At 43.0% G+C, this 23,914-nt stretch carries 25 protein-coding genes and 2 tRNA genes; 8 read left to right on the top strand and 19 right to left on the bottom strand.

The genetic code is table 11. The features are described from left to right. Nucleotides 1-2 precede the first annotated feature (2 nt). The 9 genes from WC734_00620 to WC734_00660 are packed head-to-tail and all read right to left on the bottom strand — an operon-like array spanning nt 3 to nt 10,473. Entirely contained in the window at nt 3-1,052 is a 1,050-nt protein-coding gene (locus WC734_00620) for a hypothetical protein (protein ID MFA6197646.1), read from the bottom strand. Nucleotides 1,053-1,059: 7 nt separating this feature from the next. Next, a complete protein-coding gene (locus tag WC734_00625; GenBank protein ID MFA6197647.1) occupies nt 1,060-2,070 on the bottom strand; it encodes a DNA polymerase III subunit in 1,011 nt (336 codons plus the stop codon). A 41-nt stretch (nt 2,071-2,111) separates the two neighbouring features. Further along, nucleotides 2,112-3,308 (bottom strand): glycosyltransferase family 1 protein, encoded by a 1,197-nt coding sequence (locus WC734_00630; GenBank protein MFA6197648.1) that lies wholly within the window; start codon nt 3,306-3,308, stop codon nt 2,112-2,114. 1 nt (nt 3,309) lies between these two features. After that, nucleotides 3,310-4,317: a rod shape-determining protein gene (locus tag WC734_00635; protein MFA6197649.1), complete on the bottom strand. Its 1,008-nt coding sequence runs from the start codon at nt 4,315-4,317 to the stop codon at nt 3,310-3,312. A gap of 3 nt (nt 4,318-4,320) precedes the next feature. After that, nucleotides 4,321-6,291, bottom strand: coding sequence for a DUF4012 domain-containing protein (locus WC734_00640; protein MFA6197650.1), 1,971 nt, complete (start codon nt 6,289-6,291; stop codon nt 4,321-4,323). Next, a complete protein-coding gene (locus WC734_00645) occupies nt 6,288-7,097 on the bottom strand; it encodes a glycosyltransferase family 2 protein (protein ID MFA6197651.1) in 810 nt (269 codons plus the stop codon). The genes WC734_00640 and WC734_00645 overlap by 4 nt, the downstream gene beginning before the upstream one ends. A gap of 4 nt (nt 7,098-7,101) precedes the next feature. After that, on the bottom strand, nt 7,102-8,130 hold the full coding sequence (locus WC734_00650; GenBank protein MFA6197652.1) for a glycosyltransferase family 2 protein: 1,029 nt from the start codon (nt 8,128-8,130) through the stop codon (nt 7,102-7,104). Beyond that, nucleotides 8,099-9,589, bottom strand: coding sequence for an O-antigen ligase family protein (locus WC734_00655; GenBank protein ID MFA6197653.1), 1,491 nt, complete (start codon nt 9,587-9,589; stop codon nt 8,099-8,101). Before WC734_00655 ends, WC734_00650 begins: the two co-directional genes overlap by 32 nt. Further along, nucleotides 9,586-10,473: a glycosyltransferase family 2 protein gene (locus tag WC734_00660; GenBank protein MFA6197654.1), complete on the bottom strand. Its 888-nt coding sequence runs from the start codon at nt 10,471-10,473 to the stop codon at nt 9,586-9,588. The genes WC734_00655 and WC734_00660 overlap by 4 nt, the downstream gene beginning before the upstream one ends. 361 nt (nt 10,474-10,834) lie before the next feature. On the opposite strand from WC734_00660, the gene WC734_00665 reads away from it, so the two are divergent. Genes WC734_00665 through WC734_00680 form a run of 4 tightly spaced genes read left to right on the top strand, consistent with a single transcriptional unit; the run spans nt 10,835 to nt 14,464 of the window. After that, entirely contained in the window at nt 10,835-12,121 is a 1,287-nt protein-coding gene (locus WC734_00665; GenBank protein MFA6197655.1) for an FtsX-like permease family protein, read from the top strand. Between the two features lie 20 nt (nt 12,122-12,141). After that, nucleotides 12,142-12,822 (top strand): ABC transporter ATP-binding protein, encoded by a 681-nt coding sequence (locus WC734_00670; GenBank protein ID MFA6197656.1) that lies wholly within the window; start codon nt 12,142-12,144, stop codon nt 12,820-12,822. A 9-nt stretch (nt 12,823-12,831) separates the two neighbouring features. Continuing rightward, entirely contained in the window at nt 12,832-13,182 is a 351-nt protein-coding gene (locus WC734_00675; GenBank protein MFA6197657.1) for a hypothetical protein, read from the top strand. A 4-nt stretch (nt 13,183-13,186) separates the two neighbouring features. After that, on the top strand, nt 13,187-14,464 hold the full coding sequence (locus WC734_00680; GenBank protein MFA6197658.1) for a glycoside hydrolase family 1 protein: 1,278 nt from the start codon (nt 13,187-13,189) through the stop codon (nt 14,462-14,464). A 7-nt stretch (nt 14,465-14,471) separates the two neighbouring features. On the opposite strand, the gene WC734_00685 is transcribed toward WC734_00680, so the two are convergent. From WC734_00685 to rpsB, 6 genes are all read right to left on the bottom strand, one after another. Next, nucleotides 14,472-14,557 (bottom strand) — tRNA-Tyr (locus WC734_00685). A 70-nt stretch (nt 14,558-14,627) separates the two neighbouring features. Beyond that, a tRNA-Thr gene (locus WC734_00690) sits at nt 14,628-14,703 on the bottom strand. Nucleotides 14,704-14,780: 77 nt separating this feature from the next. Continuing rightward, nucleotides 14,781-15,629: a hypothetical protein gene (locus WC734_00695; GenBank protein ID MFA6197659.1), complete on the bottom strand. Its 849-nt coding sequence runs from the start codon at nt 15,627-15,629 to the stop codon at nt 14,781-14,783. Continuing rightward, on the bottom strand, nt 15,626-16,414 hold the full coding sequence (ricT, locus tag WC734_00700) for a regulatory iron-sulfur-containing complex subunit RicT (GenBank protein ID MFA6197660.1): 789 nt from the start codon (nt 16,412-16,414) through the stop codon (nt 15,626-15,628). Before ricT ends, WC734_00695 begins: the two co-directional genes overlap by 4 nt. Before the next feature lie 2 nt (nt 16,415-16,416). Next, nucleotides 16,417-17,001: a translation elongation factor Ts gene (locus tag WC734_00705; protein ID MFA6197661.1), complete on the bottom strand. Its 585-nt coding sequence runs from the start codon at nt 16,999-17,001 to the stop codon at nt 16,417-16,419. Between the two features lie 13 nt (nt 17,002-17,014). Beyond that, nucleotides 17,015-17,773: a 30S ribosomal protein S2 gene (gene rpsB, locus WC734_00710; GenBank protein MFA6197662.1), complete on the bottom strand. Its 759-nt coding sequence runs from the start codon at nt 17,771-17,773 to the stop codon at nt 17,015-17,017. Nucleotides 17,774-18,003: 230 nt separating this feature from the next. Between rpsB and WC734_00715 the strand changes: the two genes are divergently transcribed. The 4 genes from WC734_00715 to prmC are packed head-to-tail and all read left to right on the top strand — an operon-like array spanning nt 18,004 to nt 20,597. Continuing rightward, entirely contained in the window at nt 18,004-18,408 is a 405-nt protein-coding gene (locus tag WC734_00715) for a hypothetical protein (GenBank protein ID MFA6197663.1), read from the top strand. A 5-nt stretch (nt 18,409-18,413) separates the two neighbouring features. Further along, a complete protein-coding gene (gene rpmE / locus WC734_00720) occupies nt 18,414-18,644 on the top strand; it encodes a 50S ribosomal protein L31 (GenBank protein MFA6197664.1) in 231 nt (76 codons plus the stop codon). Between the two features lie 49 nt (nt 18,645-18,693). Then, nucleotides 18,694-19,737 carry a peptide chain release factor 1 gene (gene prfA / locus WC734_00725; protein ID MFA6197665.1) on the top strand — a complete coding sequence of 348 codons (1,044 nt, stop codon included), beginning with the start codon at nt 18,694-18,696 and terminating at the stop codon, nt 19,735-19,737. After that, on the top strand, nt 19,734-20,597 hold the full coding sequence (gene prmC / locus WC734_00730) for a peptide chain release factor N(5)-glutamine methyltransferase (protein ID MFA6197666.1): 864 nt from the start codon (nt 19,734-19,736) through the stop codon (nt 20,595-20,597). The genes prfA and prmC overlap by 4 nt, the downstream gene beginning before the upstream one ends. A 27-nt stretch (nt 20,598-20,624) precedes the next feature. Here the strand turns inward: prmC and WC734_00735 are convergent, their stop codons facing one another. Genes WC734_00735 through WC734_00750 form a run of 4 tightly spaced genes read right to left on the bottom strand, consistent with a single transcriptional unit; the run spans nt 20,625 to nt 23,897 of the window. Then, nucleotides 20,625-21,755, bottom strand: coding sequence for a DUF3048 domain-containing protein (locus WC734_00735; GenBank protein MFA6197667.1), 1,131 nt, complete (start codon nt 21,753-21,755; stop codon nt 20,625-20,627). A 1-nt stretch (nt 21,756) separates the two neighbouring features. Next, the gene (locus tag WC734_00740; GenBank protein MFA6197668.1) at nt 21,757-22,824 is read right to left on the bottom strand and encodes a DUF3048 domain-containing protein; all 1,068 of its coding nucleotides are present in this window, start codon (nt 22,822-22,824) and stop codon (nt 21,757-21,759) included. A gap of 17 nt (nt 22,825-22,841) precedes the next feature. Continuing rightward, nucleotides 22,842-23,528 (bottom strand): 50S ribosomal protein L25, encoded by a 687-nt coding sequence (locus WC734_00745; protein ID MFA6197669.1) that lies wholly within the window; start codon nt 23,526-23,528, stop codon nt 22,842-22,844. 18 nt (nt 23,529-23,546) lie between these two features. Continuing rightward, on the bottom strand, nt 23,547-23,897 hold the full coding sequence (locus tag WC734_00750; protein MFA6197670.1) for a hypothetical protein: 351 nt from the start codon (nt 23,895-23,897) through the stop codon (nt 23,547-23,549). Nucleotides 23,898-23,914: the final 17 nt, after the last annotated feature.

Raw genomic sequence — 23,914 nt, forward strand, 5'->3', positions numbered from 1 at the left:
AGTTATTTTTTTATAAATAGGACGCCGGCGTATAATACGTCTGATTGGTCGGGGTTAACCAGGAGCTGTGTTATGGTGCGAGTACTCTTAATGGTCTTTAATGATTTCCAGGTTTGTCCCCCGTCATCAGAGCGATAGACAATTGTGTCAGTGCTTATATAAATCCTTTGCGTACTGATCGGATCGATTGTCACGGTACGGATCGATTGTGTGTTATGTTTTATCAATGTAGGAATTTCTTGCCAGGTAAGTCCATTATCAATTGATTTAAGTAGGCCATAATTAGTGCCTAAATATACCGTATCACCATGGACCGGATCAAATGCAATGGCATTAATTATGTCGCCGCTTTGATACTTTTTCAAACCATCCTGTAATGAGAGCCAATTGACTCCGCCATCTCCAGAGTACTGAAACCCACCACCTTTTATAGCGGCATATAGTTTACGCGAGTCGATCGGGTTCATTTTTAGTATCGACACTGGTTTATTAAAACTTTTTATGGTTTGCCAAGAATCCCCACCATCATAACTCTTATAGATTGAACCGATGTTGTCAGTCAGATATATTCGTTGTGTGTCAAAAAAGTCGACAATTGTATTAAACAGATTGTTATTCGCCAATGTGTTGGTGTATATACTGCTCCACTTGTCGCCCCCATCTGTTGATCGAAATAGGCTTTGACCAGTAGTGGCGTAAATAGTTTTGGGCACATCTGGATTTATATCGAGGCTGGTAATGCGACCAATGTTTAGTCCCGTCTTTGACCACGTGTCGCCCGAGTCGATTGACCGATATAGTCCATTTGCTTCGCTAGCGAGATATATCGTACTGCTATTTCCCGGCTCAAATAGTAACACTCGAGTGTCAACGTTTCCGATCGTTACAGTCTTTTTCTTTTCCTTACTGACGAACACCTTTTGAGTCCACGTTTCACCGCGATCTGAAGATCTAAACACGCCCCCATCGTTAGCAGCCGGCCCGCCAATTCGGCAGGTATAGCCTGTTAATAATACCAGCAATGAAGCAAATAATATAAATTTAGTTTTCATAGGTGTTTTAATATTCAAGACAAAAATTTTCTAAAATAATCCGCGGTGAAGCATTTTGAGACAAAGAACGGCGCAGCGACATCAATAAGCGCATCAAGTCTGTCGATATAGGCGCATTTATATATTTGATTGTTTGGCTATTTTCAGGAAAATACGTAGCCAAACCGGGTAAATCATAGTGGCGCAATATCTCATCACGAAGTATTACGGCTAGACCCTGAATAAGGTGTTCGGCCTGGTCTTTTGTTTCTTGAAATGATGTTCCGCTTACTTGTTCATTGAGCAATTTTATCCTTTGCCAAATTGGTGCCGTTAAAACTTCGCGATATTTTTTGTAAGTATCAATTGTGCGCTCAAGTTCAGACGGTTTATTTATTAACTCATACGCCCGACCCGGCCTCCCACGTGATAATCCCGCGATAGTTCGTAAATCGTTTCTTTTAATTTTTGGATGCAATTTTTGGATGTATTTTTCAATACTGGCTGTCGATAGCGGGAAGAACTCAAACGTTTGGCAACGTGATACAACAGTTGACGGTAGCCCGCTCAAACCGTTGGCTATCAATATTATCACTACATTTTGGCGCGGTTCTTCCAGTGTTTTTAATAATGCATTGGCCGCCTCCGGACTTAAATATTGTGCATCATTAATTACGGCCACTTTATAGGTATTTAAAAAGGAACTAAGTTGCAGTCTTTTAATAACCCGGTCCCGGATATGTTCGATGCCAATATTCTGCTGATCCGGGTCTTTTTCAAGTTCAACAAAATCAGGATGGGTACAGTTAAGGGTATTTTGACATCCGGCACATTCTTCACAAGGCTGAGTATTTTCATTAGTACAGAGCAACGATCTGGCAAATAGCCTTGCTATTGTAGCTTTACCAAGTTGCGTTGGACCGTGCAACAAATATGCCTGTACGGTTTGCCTTTTTTTAACGGCTTGTTGCAGATACGACACAATCGCCGTATGCCCGAACACCGGCCATCTATTGATGGATGTTTCACTATGATTCATGACTTGATTATACCAGATAATCAAGCCTTAGTCTATGTACTTTATGGCTCTTTTATGACATCGAGGGTTTTTTTGGCACACTCGTCCCAACGAAAATGGGAGATTCTTTCCCAGCCACGATTAATTAATCCATTACGTATATCAGCATCAGCAACAACACGATGAATTTTTGATGCGAACTCTTCGTAATCTTCAGGATTTGCCATCAAGGCAGCATCACCGGCAACTTCGGGTAATGAGGCTGCCCGGCTGCACACTACCGGCGTACCGCATGCCATGGACTCAAGAATCGGCATGCCAAACCCTTCATACAGCGATGGAAAAACAAATACATCGGCTGCATTTCGCAGATGAATTAGCTCGCCCTCATTAACATAGCCGGGCCTTACAACAAAAGCGTTTAAATTGTATTGATCGATTAGCTTATTCACTGCATCGTAATTCAACCCCGGTTTTCCAACTAGAACTAACTGATGCGGCATTTTATACTTAGTCTTTAATATTCTGAATATCTTTATTAGTCCTGGGGTATTCTTTTTTTCCTCTAGCCGCCCTACATATAACAGAAATGGTGAGGATATTTTCATATTATCCAATGTTTTCTTTATAGCTGCAGTATCGTTGATTTTTTTAAATACCGCGCGGTTTATCCCGTGATAAATTACCGCTACTTTATTTATTGATATGCCATATCGTTTGATTATTTCGTTTTTAGTAAATTCTGATACTGTAATTATTTTTTTAGCGTGTCTAATGGCATATTCGGTTGCCCAGCGATGATAATCTAGTTCGCTAGCGCTATATTTTCCTAGCGTGAAAAGGCGCGCACCGGCCGATAATACCCGGCGTGAAACCCCTCCAGACCCGATCATTTTCTTATCATACAAACGATCAATTTGTTCGAAGCCGATATCGTGAACTGTTACTACGGTATTTTTGGGATGGTGTAATGGTATAGTATGCGCTGGTACAAAAAGTACGTCTTGACGTCTCATGACCATGGCAAATGATAGCCTGATTTGCGTCCAAAGAAATTTAGGCGGCCATCGCAACACTTGAGAATCGAAGTTTGGAGGTAATATTTCCAATCCGTATTTCAGTTTGTCTTTGGAATACAATATAAACCGATCATTTAAATCGGCCAATTTTTTGAATTCTTCTATCAGGGTATATGAGTATAGCTCGGTGCCGGTTTGTTGAGCGATATTAGCTCGTGATGCATCGATACCGATTATCATACTATTTTGTGTAGAGTATGCTACGTTTATATGATTCCAGATTTTCCAGAGCAATGCCCGTACCCTTGGCTACACATAGCAACGAATCGTCAGACGTATACGTCGGTACGCCCGTAGCCTGGGATAACAGTTTATCCAGATTGCGCAATAGAGCCGTACCTCCGCTCAAAACCATACCTTTGTCTATTACATCAGCGGCTAATTCTGGTGGTGTTACTTGTAATACCGACTTTACCGCTTGTATAATTGCACCCAGCTCGTCCTGGATCGCATCCGTAACATCGTCTGATGTAACCGTTATTGTTTTTGGTAATCCGCTGACCATATCGCGTCCCCGAATATCCATCGATAGCTTTTCTTCTACCGTCATGGCTGATCCGATCGTAATCTTCAGCTCCTCAGCCGTACGGTCACCGATGGCCAAGCCGTATTTACGGCGAATAAAGTCGGTAATCGCCACTTCTAGCTTATTCCCGCCGACACGAATCGAGGTGCTGGCCACTATGCCTCCCAAAGAGATTACGGCAATTTCAGTTGTACCGCCGCCCAAGTCAATAATCATGTGCCCAGAGGCAGAGCCAATGGGTATATTGGCACCGATTGCGGCTGCGATTGGCTCTTTTATAATAAATGCCGCTTTAGCGCCGGCTTGAAGAGTGGCGTCTATTACGGCCCGACGTTCGGTGGATGTAATACCGGCCGGAACAGCTACCATTACTTCGGGACGGAAAAATCGTACTCCACCCAGGGCCTTATTAATAAAATAACGTAACATACTTTCAGTAGTACGATAATCAGCGATGACACCATCACGCATCGGCCGGGATGCCATAATAGTGTCGGGAGTGCGACCCAACATTTCCTTAGCCTCTTCCCCAACGGCCAATACTTTTTTATCAGCGATTGATATGGCGACAACCGAGGGCTCATTTATGATGATACCCCTTTTTGGAACATACACCAAAGTATTGGCCGTCCCTAGATCTATGCCAATTTTCTTTACAAACATGGTTTACTTGAATGTGATATCAAATGCCCGATCGGTCAATAAATCCGTATTCAGAGCGACACTATTGTGCTCTTTCTTCTGAAATTTGTCAATGGGCTCCGCTGTTAGAATCGATCTTTTAAAGGTTAAATTGAGATTCAGAGCGTGGGCTGTTGTTCCAGCCTGTTTTTCTACGATTAGTGAATAGCGATCACCATTTACAGTTTCAGATACGGCGCTGGGCAGCTTATAGCGGTAATGCAGTTGACCGGTAGTTTTTGGTTCGATAGAAATAAATCCAGCGATGGCTGTTTTATCAAATTCATCGAAAACTTCGGCTTGTCCGGGTTTTCCACCGCTTAGCATGTCATTTAGCATTACGCCCGATTGTTCAATCAGTTGACTTCCCTTGGGGACGTAAATTCGGGTATAGGTGCGATATCGAGTTGACTTCCAATTAAAAGTGCCCTGATTGTCGTATGTAACGGTGACGTCGCCGTATAACCCATCGTCAGCATTTTCAACTTTATAATCGATCGTTCTCTTTACACCGGGGTCCGATTTCAAACTTGCCATATTAGCATCCACTATCATTAAGAAATCTTCGGTGGTGGTAGGCCTGACATTACCGCCCCAATTTTCTTGATTGATCATCGCCTGCAGGGTCGGTTTATTTGAATAGAACAACATTTGTTTCTGTTCGATGTTGTCACCGATCACTTGCCATAGTTCACCCCAGCGTTTTTGAGGGAAATTCATAAGTCGTTTCATCAATTCATCGGCCATCGCACCAATAACCTCCTTACGATCTGATTCTGATATCCCCTGCCGGTAATAGCCTTGCTCAACCTGGTATTGCAATGTCTCAACAAAGTTGGCCTCATTAAACGTTATGCCATTTACCTTAATTTCACCGGTCAGTTTCAAAAGTGATCGTATCATATCTGGCGTTGTAGCTATTACGCCATTGATATTCTTTTCACGACCATTTTCTTTGGCGTAGAACCAAAGCGCCTTCTCCGCACTAGTTGGAAAATCAGGCGACCAGTTACTATCACGCATAAACCATTTTTCGGCTTTTAGATATTTCCGCAGCACTGCCGGCGGTTCGATGTTGAGAGTATTTTGAACTGGGTCGTCTAGATTGTATATATTATCAGTTTTGAACGATGTAATCTCGGCGTCTTTTACCTTTAGTATTCCATACGTTCCTATAAAGCCGCCCGTAGGACGTAGCTCCGTATTATTTTGGAGTAAAAACAAATATGTTTGTTCGTCGGGATATCCGGCGATCGGTGGCAATATTTCCGTTGCCGGCAAAGCGCTCACCAGTGCCTCCTGTAAATTGGGCAATTGGTCCTGGATTGGTTTAATAGAATTCTTCAATGCAGGCAGTACTCCATGGTCTGGAATTTGATCAATATTGGCAACAGCTAGATCTATTTCGGCCTTGATGCCCACCAGGTCTGGATATGATTCGGTAATTTTTTGCAGAATTACGTGCTTCTGTTCCGGCGTCACTGACGCCAAAGTAAATTGCCCGTCTTTCTTTATCGGTGTGATTATTTCATCGGCTAATTGGCTAACTTTTTCCAGCGCGGAGGCAGTTTGAGTGCCAGCCAATAGCACGTTGGTTACGGCGCTAACCTGTGTTCGGATATAAGGGATCTTCCTCAAGCTGCCCATTTTATCAAGACTCTTTGAGGCCTCGGCAAAGTCCTTACCGGCGCTATCCAGGTGTTGGGCAGCGCCTTTGAAATCTTCAGCAGTAATATCTTTTTGAGCAGCATAAAAATTATCTTTGCCACTCAATGATTTAGCCAGCAGTATCCGAGCATCCTTTTGATATACCAAATAGCCAATACCAGTAAATATGATTATCACACTCAAAATACTAACTAAAATCAACAATATGCGCTTCATCCTTCGTCTATTATTATTTATCACCGTAGTACCATTTTCTGATAAGGCCGAACCGGGATGGAGATTTATCATAATTTCGTATTAGGTAATTTTGTGCCAAAATATTTAGCAAAATACTTAAAAGCGCTGATAATATGAATCCTTGTACCATAGCTAAATAATCCAACCAGGCCTGGATTTTCGGCTGACAATCTCTGGTGATAGTGCACCATTTCCGCATCGGCCACATAGTGGACTTCATATCCAGATTGCCAAAACCGACGACACCAATCCATATCCTCTAAATATAGGAAAAATCTTTCGTCCAGTAAGCCCACCACGGGTAAGACAGAAGCTCTGACCATAAAACAAGCGCCGATCATCCAATCGACTGGCCTATTTTGTCTGTGGTCCCAGTCCAGCATCAAGTGTTGTCTTATTAATTGGCGCGGTTTGGGCAAGCGACCCAGCGGTGTCCTTCTATAATAAATAATCTTCGGGGTTTGGAAAGTGCGGCATGACGCCTGAACACTACCATCAGGATTTATTAATTTTGGTCCGCATAACCCCACATGCGGATGCGTCTCCATATATTTAAATAGCGTCTCGAGCGAATTGTTAAATATGGCAACATCGGGATTTAGAATTACCAGATATTTTCCCTTGGCTTTGTGTATGCCCAGATTGTTTCCGGCTGCATACCCCTTGTTCTCCGGTGAAGAAATATATTCAGCCCAAGAAAATTCATCGCGCACCATTTCATCAGTACCGTCATTTGATGCATTATCGACCACGATTGTTTGTATTTGAAGACTTGTCTGGAGTAACCTAATTCCCTTCAAACATTGTTTGGTTAGTCCTTTTGATCGATAGTTTAAAATGATTATAGATATATCCATAGTCCTATACACGCCATTCATACATATGACAGCGCCCTTGTGATTGAATTGACTTACGATCCTGCTTTAGCGTGTGTCGTTGCTGCCATATTTCCTTCCAGGCTCTCAAGCTGCCGGGCTCAAATATGATGATGAATGTCAATTTTTTCAATTCATACCACACGATTCCAATACCGTCTCGCCAGAAGTCACTTAATCGCTCGTTCTTCAATAAAGTATACAGGTGGTTTCGGTAAGACCAGTAATTCACCAATTGTGATTTTTTAAAACGATGACGTGCGGTGCTCACATTGCCTGACTTATTCGGATCGGCGGCAGTTCTTCGGTGCCAACCCAAAGCCGTATGGATATATCGTGCCCGCCAACCATAATGTTGCAGACGCCAGGCCAAATCGATGTCTTCACGGTACATAAAGTACCTTTTATCAAAAAAATGACCACCGGGTAAACATACCTCTCTCAGCGCTTTCATACGATACATTACCAACGCGCCACTCAGACCAAAAACGTTGGAATCGTTTTCATACTGACCCATATCGTCTTCCCCTTGACCGCGGTCAACGAATCGACGATTTCTATAAACAATTATACCGGTAGTGTCGATTATACCACAATGTTTATGTTTATTCAAGTTTTCCGTCATTCCTAATAACTTGCCCCCCACCGACGCTAATCTCTCATCCTCGTCTAAGGACACGACTAATCTTTCGAGGAAAGTTTCCGTCAATGTAACGTCGGGGTTTGCCACCAGCACGTACTCTGTGTCAGTCAATGACAGGCCCACATTGTGTCCGCCGGCATAGCCTAGATTATATTTATTGCGTATGATTTTAGCACCCGGACAGCAATTTCTGGATAATTCCACACTGTTGTCATTTGATGCATTGTCTATGACGATAACATTATAATTCTTGAAAGATTGATTTTTTAACGAGTTAAAAAATCGTTCAAGGTCATGGCTCGAATTATAGGTTAATAAATTTATTGATAATCTGATATTTCTAGACGGGTGCCCCGTCATCGTGTGTTGCATATTCAAAAACTACAGCGCAAAACATTATCAAACCCAGACCTAGTGGGTGATTAAGATACGGCGTGGTAATATGGGTAATTAACAAGGATATCATGGCAAAAAACAAGCCCAACATGATTGGTTTTTCGGTTCCTGTATCTTTTATTGCCCGATATCCGGATTTTAATATACGGCCAACAAACCAAGCATAGACAACTAACCCAACCACCCCAATTTTTAATAGAATATCTAAGTAGCCCCACTCAAATGAATAAGTTGTATAGGCTCCCCCGCCCGATCCCGCGGTTATCCGCGGATCTTTTGATTGATATGTTATTGTTGAACCAAAACCATGCCCCACTATTGGCTGTTTTATTATCTTACTTGTTAAAGGTTTAATTAAGTTCCAACGGCTTTGAAGGCCGGCTTGCTGATCATTGGCCAATCTATCTTCAACTAATGATGATAAAGATGCTGTGTTGTGGTTCAATTTTAATAAATTGGGCAAACGAATAATTAGTATTATTGAAAGTAGCTCCCCAGCCAATATAAGAACCAGCCACGCTGTATATTTTACAATGGCCTTTTTTGAACGGCCCCCATACCGAAATAGATACCACAACCAGGATATCAGGGTAATTATAAGCGCTAACCAAAAACTACGTGAATAACTTATTATTACCACGCCGCCAGATGCTACCATAAAGAACCACCACCATCGGCGTGAAATCATCGCTTTCCCCGACAACGTAATGACTATTAATGCAATTAAAAAACCGAACATGCTCCAGATCTGGCTTTGAGAAAATATCCGATAAGCATTGCCGGCAATTAATGTAACCTCATCAATTCGCGTATCTCTTATCCATCGGTATGCTTGAACCATGAATTCGAATTGACCGGCAAATATAAACAACATTATTGCAGTTTTTATAAATATGGCCATCAGAGCCGCCCATATAACCTGGAGTGTTTTGCTAATAGCCATCCGAGAACTGAATGCATCATACATTACCGGTAATAATCCCAGATATAGATATCCATTTACATCGTAAAATATATCAATATATTTATTATGATATAACAGACTTACAATGACCCCGACAAAAATACATATTAATAGACCGACATAGCTACGAAATATACTCGAATGTATGAAGGGGAAATTCTTCTGCCTTATTCTGGTGATCAACCACGCCAATATAATGGCAGCAAAAAGCACTAATCGAATTGAGACGACAAAATTCGGCGCGGCCCAAGACAATATATATCCCTTTGATCCGACAATGAGTTCGGCCAGTACTATCCACATGCCGACATCGAGACGCCAATACGACAGGCCAAAAACGACAATAGCCAAGACGATTACGAATATCCGAGCTAAGTTTGGCTCATGCCAACCCCACAAGCTCAAGCCATCAACCACAATCAAGCACGCCAGAGTCAACCAGAATATTTTTCCGATACGCGTACCGATCATTTCATGAATGGTTGAATTATTAAACTAACCACCAGGCTCGGTATCAGGCTCGGTATATATAAAAGTTTTACAATCAGACGGTCCCACATTGTCCCATGTTTCTGGTAGTATCTCAAAAGGCTGTTGTTTAATATAACTTGTTTGCGTAAACTCAAAACTTGACGAAAGCTTTGGCCGTAATAATGTATAATGGAGGCGTCCGGATAATACGCCACTTTCCAATCCATTTCTTTTGCTCTGGCGCAATAATCCACCTCTTCGAACCATATAAAGTACCCCTCATCCAATAGGCCGATTTGATCAAGTGTCTTTCGTCTTACCATAAAGTATGCGCCCATTACTTGGTCAACGGTTTGGGTTTTATTATAGTCAAAATCAGCTCTGGTGTAATCTTTAATAGCTTTGGCATTTGGAAATACACGATGTAATTTAAGCAAAGTCATTGCCATGGCACCAATTGTTGGCAGCTGGCGAACCGAGGCTTGTGGCGTGTGATTAGGATTTAATAAACGACAGCCCATTATACCCACGGATACATTATCATCCATCCAACCAACGCTGTGATCCAAATTGCCATCTAATATAACTGTATCGGGATTTAATAGCAGTATGTATCTCCCAGTCGTCCTTTTTATGGCTTGATTATTCGCCTTAGCAAAACCGGCATTGTACTTATTTCTGATTAAAACGACTTGCGGGAATTCATTCATTACCATATCTGCTGAACCGTCGTGCGAATTGTTATCTACCACAATCACTTCGAAGCTGATAAAATTTGTTTCTTGATATATGGAAGCTAACGCCTGTTTGAGTAAGTCGCAAACATTCCATGAAACAATAACGATTGATAGATCTTTTTCCTGATTGTTGCTGGTAATATTCATTGCACCTATTATACCGTTACTACACTGCTCTGGAAAGGGTATATTCACGTCATACCGATATACTTCCAGGGCATATATCAAATCTTACATTAGGATGAACAGTAATATTGTTCGATATTGTTGGTCCAATATTCTGCCTGGAATATGCCTATGAAACATACAAAACTATCTACCAAGAATATTGTTCATGGAAGCGTTATTTTATCCACAGAAATTGAATTGTTTAAGGTACCACGACACAATTTTACTGTCAAAGCCAAAGCTGTTGATAAACTGTTTAAAAATCCACGTTGTATGGACAAATGCGATGGTATCGTATAATATATTAGAGTATTTAGTAATTATTAAGTCTATACATTCTATGTTTAATGAGATTTTTCGCAACATGTGGCGCAAGAAGCTGCGTTCCATGCTGACTATTTTCGGCATTAGCATTGGTATTCTGGCCTTTACGGTTATGGGATCGCTAGCTCTACGATTTAATAAAATGATCCAGGGTGGAAAGAAGTATGTCACTGGTCAAATAACCCTGGCGCCAAAGGGGACTAATTTTGGCATGGGTGGCGCAGGTGGCACACTTCCAGTTGACACTCTGAATAAGATATCTAAAGTCGATGGGGTTGAGGCGGTCGCTGCCGGCATTGAAATGCCCATGGAAGAACCCAACTTAGACCAGGCTACCGTTAGTATGGGTCCGGCCCCCACCATTGAGGGTATGGATCTAAGCTCAAAATTTAAAAATCGCAACTGGGAAACATTAGCCATGAAAGAGGGCCGAATGATCGAGGCCAGCGACCCAGTTAATAGCGTGACCATCGGTTACACCATCTCCACAGATAAAGGGTTGAAAACCGGAGACGCCATGAAAATACGCGGTCAGGATTTCAAAGTGCTGGGAATAGTCGATAAAACTATGACCGGCCCCGATACATACATATTCATGCCATTGTCTGTGGCTCGCGACCTATATATTGAATCTAACCCATTTTTAAAGTCCCTCAAGGAACAGGCCGCAAATGCGCAAGAAATATCCGACAGTGCGCTAGCCAAACTACCTGCCGAGACGCGAGCCCAGATAGAACAAGCCCGAACTTTCAAAGTTGAAGATATCTCAACCGGAGCCGCTGTCTCATGGAAGGACGGCTACGACTCTGATCAGGTAGCTCAAAGAATTAAGGACCAGTTCAAAGACGAGGTGATAGTAATGTCTCCTAAGGCCCTGGGTGAAATGATTGACAAGGCCTCAGCCGTTTTTAATTCAGTAATTTTGGGCAGCGCTATTCTCGCTTTGATTGTTGGAGGTTTCTCAATTATAAACACTATGGTGATGTCAATAACTGAACGGACAAAGGAAATTGGCATCAAAAAAGCGATCGGAGCCTCATCGAGATCAATTGCTCGGGAGTATACCATTGAGGCCGGCATAATCGGATTGATTGGCGGATTGATCGGGATTGGTTTAGGAAGCTTGATGATAGTGATCATTAACAATGCCGTGGCCAACAAGAGTGGAGCGATTTTTGAGCTCTCCCCTGTCTTTCTGGCTATAGTGCTGGCATTTTCGTTTGGCCTAGGCATGACCGCTGGCCTTTTGCCAGCTTGGCGAGCCTCAAAACTTAGAGTGGTCGAAGCATTGCGTCAATTGTAACATCTATATACAACACACCTATGACCAATCCAATTATATCGGCTCAACACCTGAAAAAAGAGTATCGCATGTCGAAAGACAACATTGTTCATGCCTTGAATGATGTCAGCGTAAATATATACCCGGGTGATTTTTCCGCAATTATTGGACCTTCGGGTTGCGGTAAGTCAACCTTAATGCACATACTGGGATTATTGGATAAGCCTGATGCCGGCAACTTAACGATCGAAGATAAAGATGTTATGAAGCTTAGTGAATCTGAGGCGGTAAAGTTTCGAGCCAATCGTATCGGATTTATTTTCCAGGGTTTTAACTTATTGCCTTCACTAACAGCTCTTGAAAACGTCATACTGGCCGGTAAGTACGGTGGTTTGTCCAGCAGCCAGCGGCGCATAAAAGCAAAACAACTCTTAGAAATGATTGGCTTAGGCGACCGAATAAATCACAAGCCAAATGAACTATCCGGCGGTCAGCAACAACGTGTTTCTATAGCGCGGGCGCTTATCAATAATCCCACGATTATTCTCGCTGATGAACCGACCGGGGAATTGGACAGCAACACATCTATGGAAATTATAGATTTGTTAAAAAAGTTAAACCGAGATAACCAGCAAACATTCGTATTGGTAACCCACAACCTTGAGGTTGCCGACCAATGTCGTACGATTATCAAACTCAAAGATGGTCATAATGATAACTAAACATACTTTATGAGCACACCGCATCTAAATAGTGAATTGTCGCCAGATCATTCAAATGAAATTCATGAGTCAAAAGATTTGGCTGGCATGAGCCTGCCGGGGTTGTTGCATGAAATGTCCCTTCTGAAGAATAAAATGCTTGAGACTGGTGAACGCACCGAGCGTGAAATCGAGCCCGCTACCGAGCGCGAGACGCTTCTGCACGAGGTTTATAACACCCTACATGAACGAGGGGTGCATATATCACGTTCCGGCGATCTGCAGCCCGAAAAGATTGAGGTTAGTTCGGTTCGCATCCAGGTAGAACGTTTTCTTTCTGGAAGCGACGATCCGGATGAAGAATCTGATGAAGCTGCCTGAATAGATGTTCCCTAAGAACTTTTTATGGGGTGCCAGCACGGCGGCCCATCAAGTAGAGGGTGGCAACACGAATGATTGGACCATTTGGGAACAGGCCAATAATCAGCGTCTAGCCGGCACTGCTATTGATCGTTTACGTAGGCAGTCCGGCTATGGATTTTCGGATGATCATATCAACCAATTCAGAGAAGAGATAAAAAATCCCACAAATTACTTATCGGGCGTAGCCTGCGATCACTATCACCGTTTTAAAGAAGATATTGAATTGGCAAAAAGCCTGGGCCATAACGCCCATCGTTTTTCGATTGAATGGTCGCGCGTTGAGCCCGAACCTGGTGTGTACGATGAAAGTGCGATAGATCACTACCGAGATGTTATCAAAGAGCTAAGATCTCGGGGCATCGAACCAATTGTCACATTATGGCATTGGACACTCCCGGTTTGGTTCAGTAAAATAGGTGGTTTTGAATCAAAAGATTCCCCGGCAATATTCTCTAAATACGTCGAATATGTAGTTAGACGTCTGGGGAAGGATGTAAAATATTGGATTACGCTGAATGAACCAAATGTGTATGCTGGCTCAGCTTACTTTGTCGGCTTGTTTCCACCTGAAAAAAGAAGCTTATACATTTTTTGGAAAACATTACGGAACTTAATAAAGTCACATAGATTATCGTCAGGCGTAATTAAACATTTATCGCCTGATGCACAAGTCGGTATGGCACATCACTATATACTTTTCCAAGCTACTCGGCGTGACTTAATTACATCAATGTTGATACGCATAGCTGACTTCGTTTGGAATAGCTATGTTTTAAATAGAACTATGGGTAGCTGTGACTTCTTGGGTTTGAATCATTATTTTTGCTTGCGTTTTAATCTTTGGCGGCAGGCTAAAATAGCCGCCCCAACCTCAGACCTGGGCTGGACTCTTCTTCCTGAAACAATTTATTATTCCATTAAATCATTACAAAAATACCATAAGCCAATAATTATCACCGAGCATGGCTGCGCCGATGACAGGGACAAGCATCGTGGCACATTCATCACCGAATCACTCCAGTGGCTTGAAAAGGCTATTAATGAGGGTTGTGATGTGCGTGGCTATTTGCATTGGTCACTACTAGACAATTTCGAGTGGGATAAAGGTTTCTGGCCTAGATTTGGGCTAATCGCCGTTGATCACAAGTCATTGCGCCGAACCGTACGTCTTAGTGCGTATACTTATCTTAAATTCATCCAGCAGCATGACGGATACACAAAAACACCCGATAGGTGTTGATGTATCCTGGTGGGCAGGGTAGGGTTCGAACCTACGAAGGCGTGAGCCAGCAGATTTACAGTCTGCCCCGTTTGACCGCTTCGGTACCTGCCCATATATTGTCGTGGAGCCGTTGGCCGGAATCGAACCGGCGACCTACTCCTTACCCCGCCTGCCAATTGCCTGGAGCCGATGCGCGGATTTGAACCGCGGACCTACTCCTTACCATGGAGTTGCTCTACCAACTGAGCTACATCGGCACTTGGCGAATGGCGGGCAGGCATGGAGTTGCTCTACCAACTGAGCTACAACGGCAGAAATTATCACTCAACAGACTCTACACCTTTTTTGTCTCTTCTTCAAGTTTTTTAATTTCTCGTTCATATTCAGCTAGTTTTTGGTTATCTGGGTTTACGGACTTTAATCGATCATATGCCTCCCAGGCCGATACCTTATTCCGTGTGGCTAGACTAGATTCAAGTAAGTGATCGAGGTTCTTGGGATTATTTGGGTCTAATTTGCAGGCTTGTTCGAAATAATTTAATGCCGCCACTTGGTCGTTATCATCCTGAAATATATGTCCCAGCACTAGATAGTCTGCCGCGAGTTGTATGTTTAACGAACCGTCATTCACCTCTATTTCACTCTGTTGCTTCTTAACCAACGTAATAACATATTGATATGTCTCTTTGGCTAATTCAAATTGTTTTGATTCGACATATAACTCACCTAACTTCCGATATGTATCTGGATTCATTGGATCGAGCGTAATCATCTCGATAATTTTCTTTTCGGCCGCTTTATAATTTTCATCATTTAATAATGTGCTGGCTTCGGTATTTAACTTTACAAATGCGTGCCCTGTAGCCCTGGACTCGCCCACTTCTTTGCTTAGTGTGCGATGATGATATCTGGCTTCAAGCTCTTGTAGTGCCGTATAGATACGATGAGCTCCGGATCTTAACGCCTGCGCGACAGGTTTACCAAAATTATTGATGACTAAGCCAAATTTTGAAAATTTACGTTCGAGCCGCCGGGCGATGATTTGTTCTTTGGTCTTTAATTCCTTGTGTTGTTTAGGAGAGAGAATATCGGAACGAGATAGTTCTTTTGTTTTTTTTGAGATTAAAAACACTATTCCAATCAAAGACAGTAAAACAATCGCAATTAATATATAGTCGGTCATGCTTTATTGTTTATTTTGGTCGAATACGTTGTGCCGTCTTCCAGTATTACTTGGTAATCTTGAGTAACCAAATTACGCGCTGTCACTTTGCCCATACCTTTGGGTGTTTTCACTTGACTGCCGATTTCTGGCATGGCTGCACTGTTGTCCATATATGTTTTCATCTCAAACGCCAAGCAGCACTTAAGTCTTCCACAGCTGCCCGACAGCCGATCACAACCACGGTGTTCGATCTGTTGTATTTTGGCGTATTGTGATGTTACGCTAACTAACTGTTTAAGAAATTTGCGGCAGCACAACTCTCGCCCGCAGGCACCCAAATCCCCACAAACTCTGGCCTCATCGCGAATTCCGATCTGTTGCAGCCGCACGCTTTTATTGGCTCGTCGTGTCAGCTCCCTGAGTAATTCTCTGAAGTCTATTCGGCCGCTGGCCGTAAACCCATATATTATCCGGCTGCCGTCCAAAGATATATGGCAACTGATTAACTTCATTTCTAACTTTAATTTCTTTACTTGATCTTGGCAAAACTTTAATTCCTCTTTTACTTTTACATTGTTACTTTGCAGTTTACGAATATCGTCTGATGTAGCGACGCGAACACAATCGCGTATTTCTGTTTCATTTAAGGCTTCCCCGCTTTCGTCAAGCTTAGTAATAATGCCAATGTCAAGACTGCCCTCGATCGTAAACACAATCCGGCTGCCCAGTGTTATTTCATTAGGCAAATGCCCTACCTTATGTGGCTGATCCCAAGGTTCAATTTGAACTAACGCAGTATTCATGGCTATATTTCAAACCTGGCAATATGTTGAATTTTAATATTTTCACCCAATTCGGCAATTTTTTGCTTCAGCAGTCCCTCAATCGTAACACTATCATCCCGCACAAATACTTGTTTTAACAAACACCTGTCTTGGAAATACTTGTCTATTTTGCCATTGATAATTTTGGTCTGTATATCTGCAGGCTTTGATGCGTCTATTTGCTGCCGGTAGATTTCTTTTTCTTCTTCAATAACGCTATCCGGTACATCTTCTGGAGCAATATAGGCAGGATTAGTGGCTGCGACTTGTAACGCAATTTCGTGTGCAAAATTCTTAAAAACATCCGTTCGAGCAACGAAATCGGATTCGCACAATAAAACGACCAAGCTGCCAACTCTTCGGTTGGCATGCACATATGACTCAACTAAGCCCTGCTTGGTAACGCGCCCTTCTTTCTTCTGTGAGATTTTGTCGCCCCTCAAACGCATTGTGGCCATAGCTTTATCGATATCTCCATCGGAATCTTTCAATGCTTGTTTTGAGTCCATTACGCCCATGCCGGTGCGTCGGCGAAACTCTTGGATAAGATCTAGTGTGATGTTCATGGTAATTCTAATGTTATTCTTTGGATTTGCTTTCAGTTTCGCTGACAGGAATTCTATCGGCGGGCTTATTGGCCTTATCAGCGCTGGCTTGTTTCTTGCCAGCTAATATGCTTTGGGCCAATAGGCCGGTAATTAGATCGATAGATTTGGTTGCGTCATCATTTGCTGGGATTGGATATGTCACCTTGCTGGGATCGGTATTGGTATCAGCCAGGGCAATAATTGGTATGCCCTTTCTTTGCGCCTCTCGAATTGCTGTTTTTTCTATCTTTAAATCGACCACAAATACGGCGTCGGGTATTTTTCTAAGTTCACTGATGCCGCCTACTAGAGTTTGCAGTCGAATTATTTCCTTATTAAATTCCGACTGTTCTTTTTTGGTATATTTGTCTAAATCTCCACTCGCCTGTTTCTTGGTAAGATCGAGTAATCGATCAATCATTTTTTTGATAATCGTAAAATTCGTCAGCAGGCCTCCGATCCAACGATTGATGACATACGGAGACCCGCAGGCTTCCGCATGGCGCTTAACGATACTTTGGGCCTGTTTTTTTGTGCCGATAAACACAATAATACCGCCGCGGCTCGACAAGTCCTGAGCGTAGGCCAAGGCTTCATTTAGCTTTGTTCTGGTTTTTTCTAAGTCGATAATGTGTACACCGCTGCGTTCCGTAAAGATGAATTGCTTCATCTTGGGATGCCAACGAGACTGTTGATGCCCAAAGTGTACGCCACTTTTAAGCAGCTCAATCAATGAGATTTCTTGTTTCATAAGATCCTTTGTAACCTCGGACCCCTTACCTAGCGCATCGACCGCATAATTACGGCCAAGGTGATACACTGGCTCATCGGAGACGATGATGTGGGGACCTGTGGGATATAAAAATTAGACAAAATGATAATAACAGATTCCGTTAATTAATTCAAGTATCCCCCATCTCATATTACATTTTATAATCATTTATTGCTCTTTTTACCGGATTGGAGTATTATTCATCCGATATGGCAAACAAGACGCTGGCGCGAGGCAGGCTATACTTTTGGAAATATATTGCCGATTTCTGGTCAATTATGACAATTGGCCTTTATACGCTTGACTTCTTTTCAAAAAATAAATATAATTCGGCAGCTGGTGCAATTAGTGTTCTGTTTATCAGCATTCTAGGATTGTATGCTGGCTCAAAAGAATTTGATCGGTGGACGCGCGGTCACGCTTCGAAATTTCATGGCGAGTATTATGTACCGATTTGGACGTTTATAATTGCTCTGTTGTCTTTGTTGGCTGTTTTCAGCCATGGCCAATATCAGCTTCCCAGCGAAGCGGTGGCTACGTACATAGGCGTTCTCGGCATATTCGTCATCACGCAGAAGTCTAAAGGATTACACTTTAACCGACGTAGAACATAACCTATATGAAAAAAGAAACCCATCCCAAGTATCACAAAGAATCTAAAATTATTTGCGCCTGCGGCCATAAGTTTGAAGTTGGTTCAGTTCAGCTCGAAACCCACGTAGAAACGTGTTCAAATTGTCATCCCTTTTATACCGGCAAACAGAAATTAATGGATACGGCCGGCCGGGTTGATCGCTATCAACGTTTGATGGAAAAGAAAAAGCCCACAACGTCTAAGAAACATAAATAAGCGAGCGTCATGGTGCGGAATCACATTTCCGCGCTTTTCGTGTTATTATATGCCTGATAAATACGAATACTTAAGGGACAAAATTAAAGAGATCGAGCAGAAGATGTCCGATCCTGAAATTGTGCGCGATCCTGACCGATTGAAGAAGCTTTCCCAGGAATACAACCGTATTTCAGTTTTGGTTACAAAAATTGATCGCCTCGCTGAAATTGCTGATAATATCCTTAAATTGACTAATTCCATAAATATAGAAAGTGATTCCGAGGTAGTGGCAATGATTAACGATGAAATAAAGAATCTCAATGACGAGATGGCTCAGCTCAACTCCGAAGTTGAAATTGGGCTACATCCACCAGATCCGATGGATGAAAAAAATATTATCATCGAAATAAGGGCAGGTACGGGCGGTGAGGAGGCGGCGCTATTTGCGGCTGAGTTGTTTCGTATGTATTCTCGCTTTGCTGAACGAAAAAAGTGGACTACTCATTTAATTACCTCTAATCGTACAGGCATCGGCGGATTTAAGGAAATTATATTTGAAATCAGCGGCCAATCGGTCTACAGTCAGCTTAAGTATGAAAGCGGCGTACACCGCGTTCAGCGTGTGCCCGAGACCGAAAAATCGGGCCGTGTCCACACATCGGCCGCCACCGTAGCGATATTGCCCGAAGCCGAGCCCACCGACATCGATATCCGACCCGAAGATCTAGAAATTCAGGCATCTACCGCCGGTGGCCACGGCGGCCAGAGCGTTAACACAACTTACTCGGCCATCAGAATAGTTCACAAACCCACCGGCATGGTGGTCCAGTGCCAGGACGAGCGTTCCCAATTACAAAATCGCGAAAGAGCCATGCAGGTTTTGCGCTCTCGTCTTTTAGCATTGGCCGAAGAAAAAAAGCATCGCGAACGTTCCGAAAACCGTCGTAACCAGATCGGCACCGGCGATCGTTCGGAAAAAATTAGAACCTACAACTATCCCCAGGATCGCGTGACCGATCATAGAATAAAAGCTAGCTGGCACAATATCCAGCAAATATTAGATGGTGATCTGGGCTTGGTTATTCAAGCGTTAAAAGCAGCCGCGAAATGAACTATGCAAATTTATTAAATACAGCAACGCGGCAACTGCAGCGGTGCGGAATTATTTTTGCCCAGCAAGAAGCGCTCCTTCTTTTTACACATGTCAGTAATAAAACTTCAGAATACATTATTGCCCACCCCGAGAATAGTATTTCTTCGTTACTTCAACACAAATATTCGGCACTTATAAAACGGCGCTCTCTTCATGAACCGGTAGCTTATATAATTAAACGGGCGGGGTTTTACGGTCATACATTTTATGTTGATCGCCGCGTATTAATCCCCCGCCCAGAAACTGAGCAGCTGGTTGATATCGCCGCCGACATTATCAATCGTCGTCATGTAAAGTGCGCTATCGATATTGGCACCGGTAGCGGCGTTATCGCTATCACATTGTCTATTTTATTCCCCAAACTCAACATGCTTGCCTCTGACAGTAGCCCTGAGGCTCTGAGCGTAGCCAAACGTAATATAGAGGCAATACTACCCAGACAGCATCATTTGCGCTTAAAATCAGGCGTATTGCTATCTTCCTGGCGACATGTTAAATCAGACCTAATAGTTGCCAACCTTCCCTATTTAACTCGAGCAGAAATACTAAATAGCCCCACCTACCAAGAATTGCGATTCGAACCATATAAAGCCCTATGCGGCGGCGCGGGAGGTTTAAACATATATCGTAAATTTTTTGGTAATATATCTCTCAATGTAACCCATCAACCCGAATGTGTCGTTATTGAGCATGGATGGCGTCAGTGTGCGCCGTTAACACTATTGGTTCATCGACTATTGCCAAACTATGGCTGTAAATCGATCCGCGATTATAATAACATACCCCGGTTTTTGATTATAACAAAACTGCCGGCATAATTTTTACTAACCGGCTATATCGTTATACTATTCAGTATATGTTACTGGTTGATCTTTTGGTATGATCAACACCCAGGTCGTCCCCCGGTTCAGCTCCACTTCGTTTCCGTATGTGTCATAGTAGCGCGTCCGCAATAGACGGTCTGGTTTGCGCCAAGAACCCTCAATTTTCACCCCATCCCGAAATACATAAGCACTACCTTGACCCGACACATCTAACGTTAAACGGCCTTTTTCGCCTACGCCTAGAATCGAGGGTATTATTTGCACAATAACGTTTTTTACTTTAGTAGGTTGGCTAGATTCGGCATACACCTGCGGTGTGTCCTTAGGTTCAAATCGTCGATAGGTATTGTCCGTAGCGTTGTATTTAAACTGCGATGTCCAGGTATTGCCATTTGAAAATTTAACTTCGATTACACCCTGATTCGCAGGCCGTTGCTCAATCAATGCCTCGTCTTTAAATTTCCAAGGCTCGTATGTCGTGGCGGCGGTGATGTTTTTATCCCGTAGAGCGCGGGCGATTAATTCGCTGCTGGTATAAACATTGTGCGGAGCCGCTCGACCGGTGTCACGCCAGAAATACTGGCCATTTTTCATTTGACTGAAATCTTTTATCTTTAAACCATCAATCGCGCCCAAAGCATCCGGCGAACCCCCGACATGGCCATAGAAAGCGTCATACTCTGATACCCAGTCCAAGTAATAAGGCCGCGCCGAGCGAATCGGACCAATTTTGGTACTAGTGCCACCGGCAAAAACAGCCATAAGTCGTGTCGCTCCCCCTTCAACTAGGGTTTCATATATCACCGAGGCTGCCTCCAGGCCGTTTTGCGGCCAGGCACCCGGTACATTATCTATCATGATGGCTACCGGATGTTCGTTGGCTAAATCTGGTTTTACCAAAACACCATCAATAGCTCTGGCTACTAAATCTGTTTTGGAATTATTTACTAATAAGCTCTGACTGTCGTTCTGATTGCCACTATTTGACGTTTTGTCTTTTGACCAAGGCATATTTTCACTCCATCCGGGTACGGTGTAAATGGCTATACCAGCCCCCAGTATTATTACAAAAACCGCCACCGGTAAGACGTACTTCCATTGAAGCTGGCGCAACCAGGTGATGAGATTATTTGAGTTTGTTTTATTGGGCATACTACTGATAGGTTACATTACGGTCAGTCGGAACAATCTCAACCCAGGTTGTGCCCGGCGTAAACACCACGGTCTGTCCGCTGGCATCGTAGTAATTGGTCCGATCCTCTCGGGAATCCTTTTTCCAAGTACCGACAATCTCCTCTCCGTTGCGATATATTCGAGCCACGCCCTCGCCGATTGTCTCCATACTCAAGCGTCCTTCTTCGACCAGGCGTGTTTTTGTAAATTGAACAATGATATTCTTAGCCTTGATTGTCTCACCTGTTTCGACTACGTGCGGCTGGCCAGACTGATAGCGGGCGTAGTCATTAGTAGCCGGTGCATACTTATACTCAACTTGATAATTGATCGTCGAAAAATCAATGGTTAACGTTTTGAGTGTATTTGATATTGCACTGTCTTCGCCAGCGAAACTCCAACCGGTATAATTACCAGTATTAGGATAATCTTTGTCGCGGACCGCGAAACCCATTAATTTTGATGATGTATAGAGATTATGCGGCGCCGGCCTTTCTTTGGCCCTCCAAAAATATTGACTGTTATAGAATTGATTCAAATCACGTATATCATATTGTGGTATTAACCGAAGCGCTTCGGGGCTCCCGCCAACATGTGCGTACACCGAATCCAATTCGCGTGCCCAATCCAAATAATAGGCGCGCGCGGACCGGACGGGTCCAATCTTTTCTATTTCATCACCAGAAGCATATATAGCCATAAACCGGGTAATCCCTCCCTCGGCTAAGGCCTCATAGACTAGATTTGATTTATCCAGGCCGGCTTGGGGTCGAGATGACACTTGGTTTTCTACCATAATGGCAACCGGCAGAATGTTTTCTTTAGCATCAATAACGGGCACGCCATCGATAATACGCGGGAGAAGTCGAGTCGCGTTGGTGTTCTTGTTGTCTTTCTTTGAAATGCCGTTATTATCATTGTCACTGTCGGATCTTCCGAATACCAGATATCCCGCAACTCCAGCCACAAGAACCAGCACGATGACTATCACAACGGTTAAACGCCGTTTGTTATCTTTTAACGACCAAAGAAAATCTTTTAGTGCCATTGTTTTATTTATTTATGTTATTCAGCTTTTTTGGTTTCTTCGGCGTTAGCCTCCTCGGCCTCTTCACCAGGTTCTTTTTCTTTGACGAGTTTTTCAACTTGGTCAACTTTATCTTCAACTGTTTTATCGAGTTCTTCTAATTCAGCCTCGGATCTTGGAGCCTGAACCAAAGCTACAGTTTCATCACCTCGATCAAGAATTTTCAAAGTATCGGGTATTTTCAAATCGCTCACATGTATGATGTCATCAAAGTTTTTAAGATTGGAAATGTCGACCACTATGTGTGCTACTAGATCTTGTGGAAGCGCCTCAACTTTGATCTTGTCCAAGCTTTTTACCAATACGCCACCCAAATCTTTGACAGCTGGGGGGGTGCCCTCAAACTGCAGCTCTATTTCAGCTTCAACTTTTTCTTTTAGGTCTACTTGATGGAAGTCGACGTGATCGAATTTATCACTGACTGCGTTCTTTGTGACATCGTGAATAATCACCTTGAACGGCTTGCCGTCTAACTGCAGCGTTATCAAAGTTGATTCTCCGGCTAATTCAAATATTTTCGCAAATTCACGGTAATTTATCTGGACCGGCGTGGTTTCGGTATTCTTGCCGTATAAAACCGCCGGCAAAATACCGTCGCGCCGCAATATTTTTGTCTGACGTCCGATTTTTGTTCTGGGCTGTGCTGTTAATACCAATTCAGTCATACGTGTCCATTCCTTCAGTTAATGATTGATAAGTAATTCTGCCAGATTTTTTCCGCTCTGTGTGACCTGATATAGATCAATCACATCATTTACGGTTAGGCGAGATGAATTCGTAAATTTGCTGACATCATCGCTGGTCAAGTCGGTAATCAATCCGACCGTGCTGATTCCCATCGCATTAGTCAAAATCAAGGCCACAATGAATGATGAGCACTTTTGGCACTGGATATGGACCAAATGCGCGTCCTCCCGCTCCTCGAGCACCTTTGCGGCACTAAAACTGAAGTGGGCATTACATAGCGGACAATAAGTAATCAGCTTAAGATTGTCAGAATTCGGTAAAAACCTTGATTTTTCGTTTCGATTCATAGTTTATCCCTATTTTT

The organism is Patescibacteria group bacterium, from assembly GCA_041661625.1.
In the GTDB taxonomy this organism is placed as follows: Bacteria; Patescibacteriota; Patescibacteriia; order JAHIZJ01; family JAHIZJ01; genus JBAZUB01.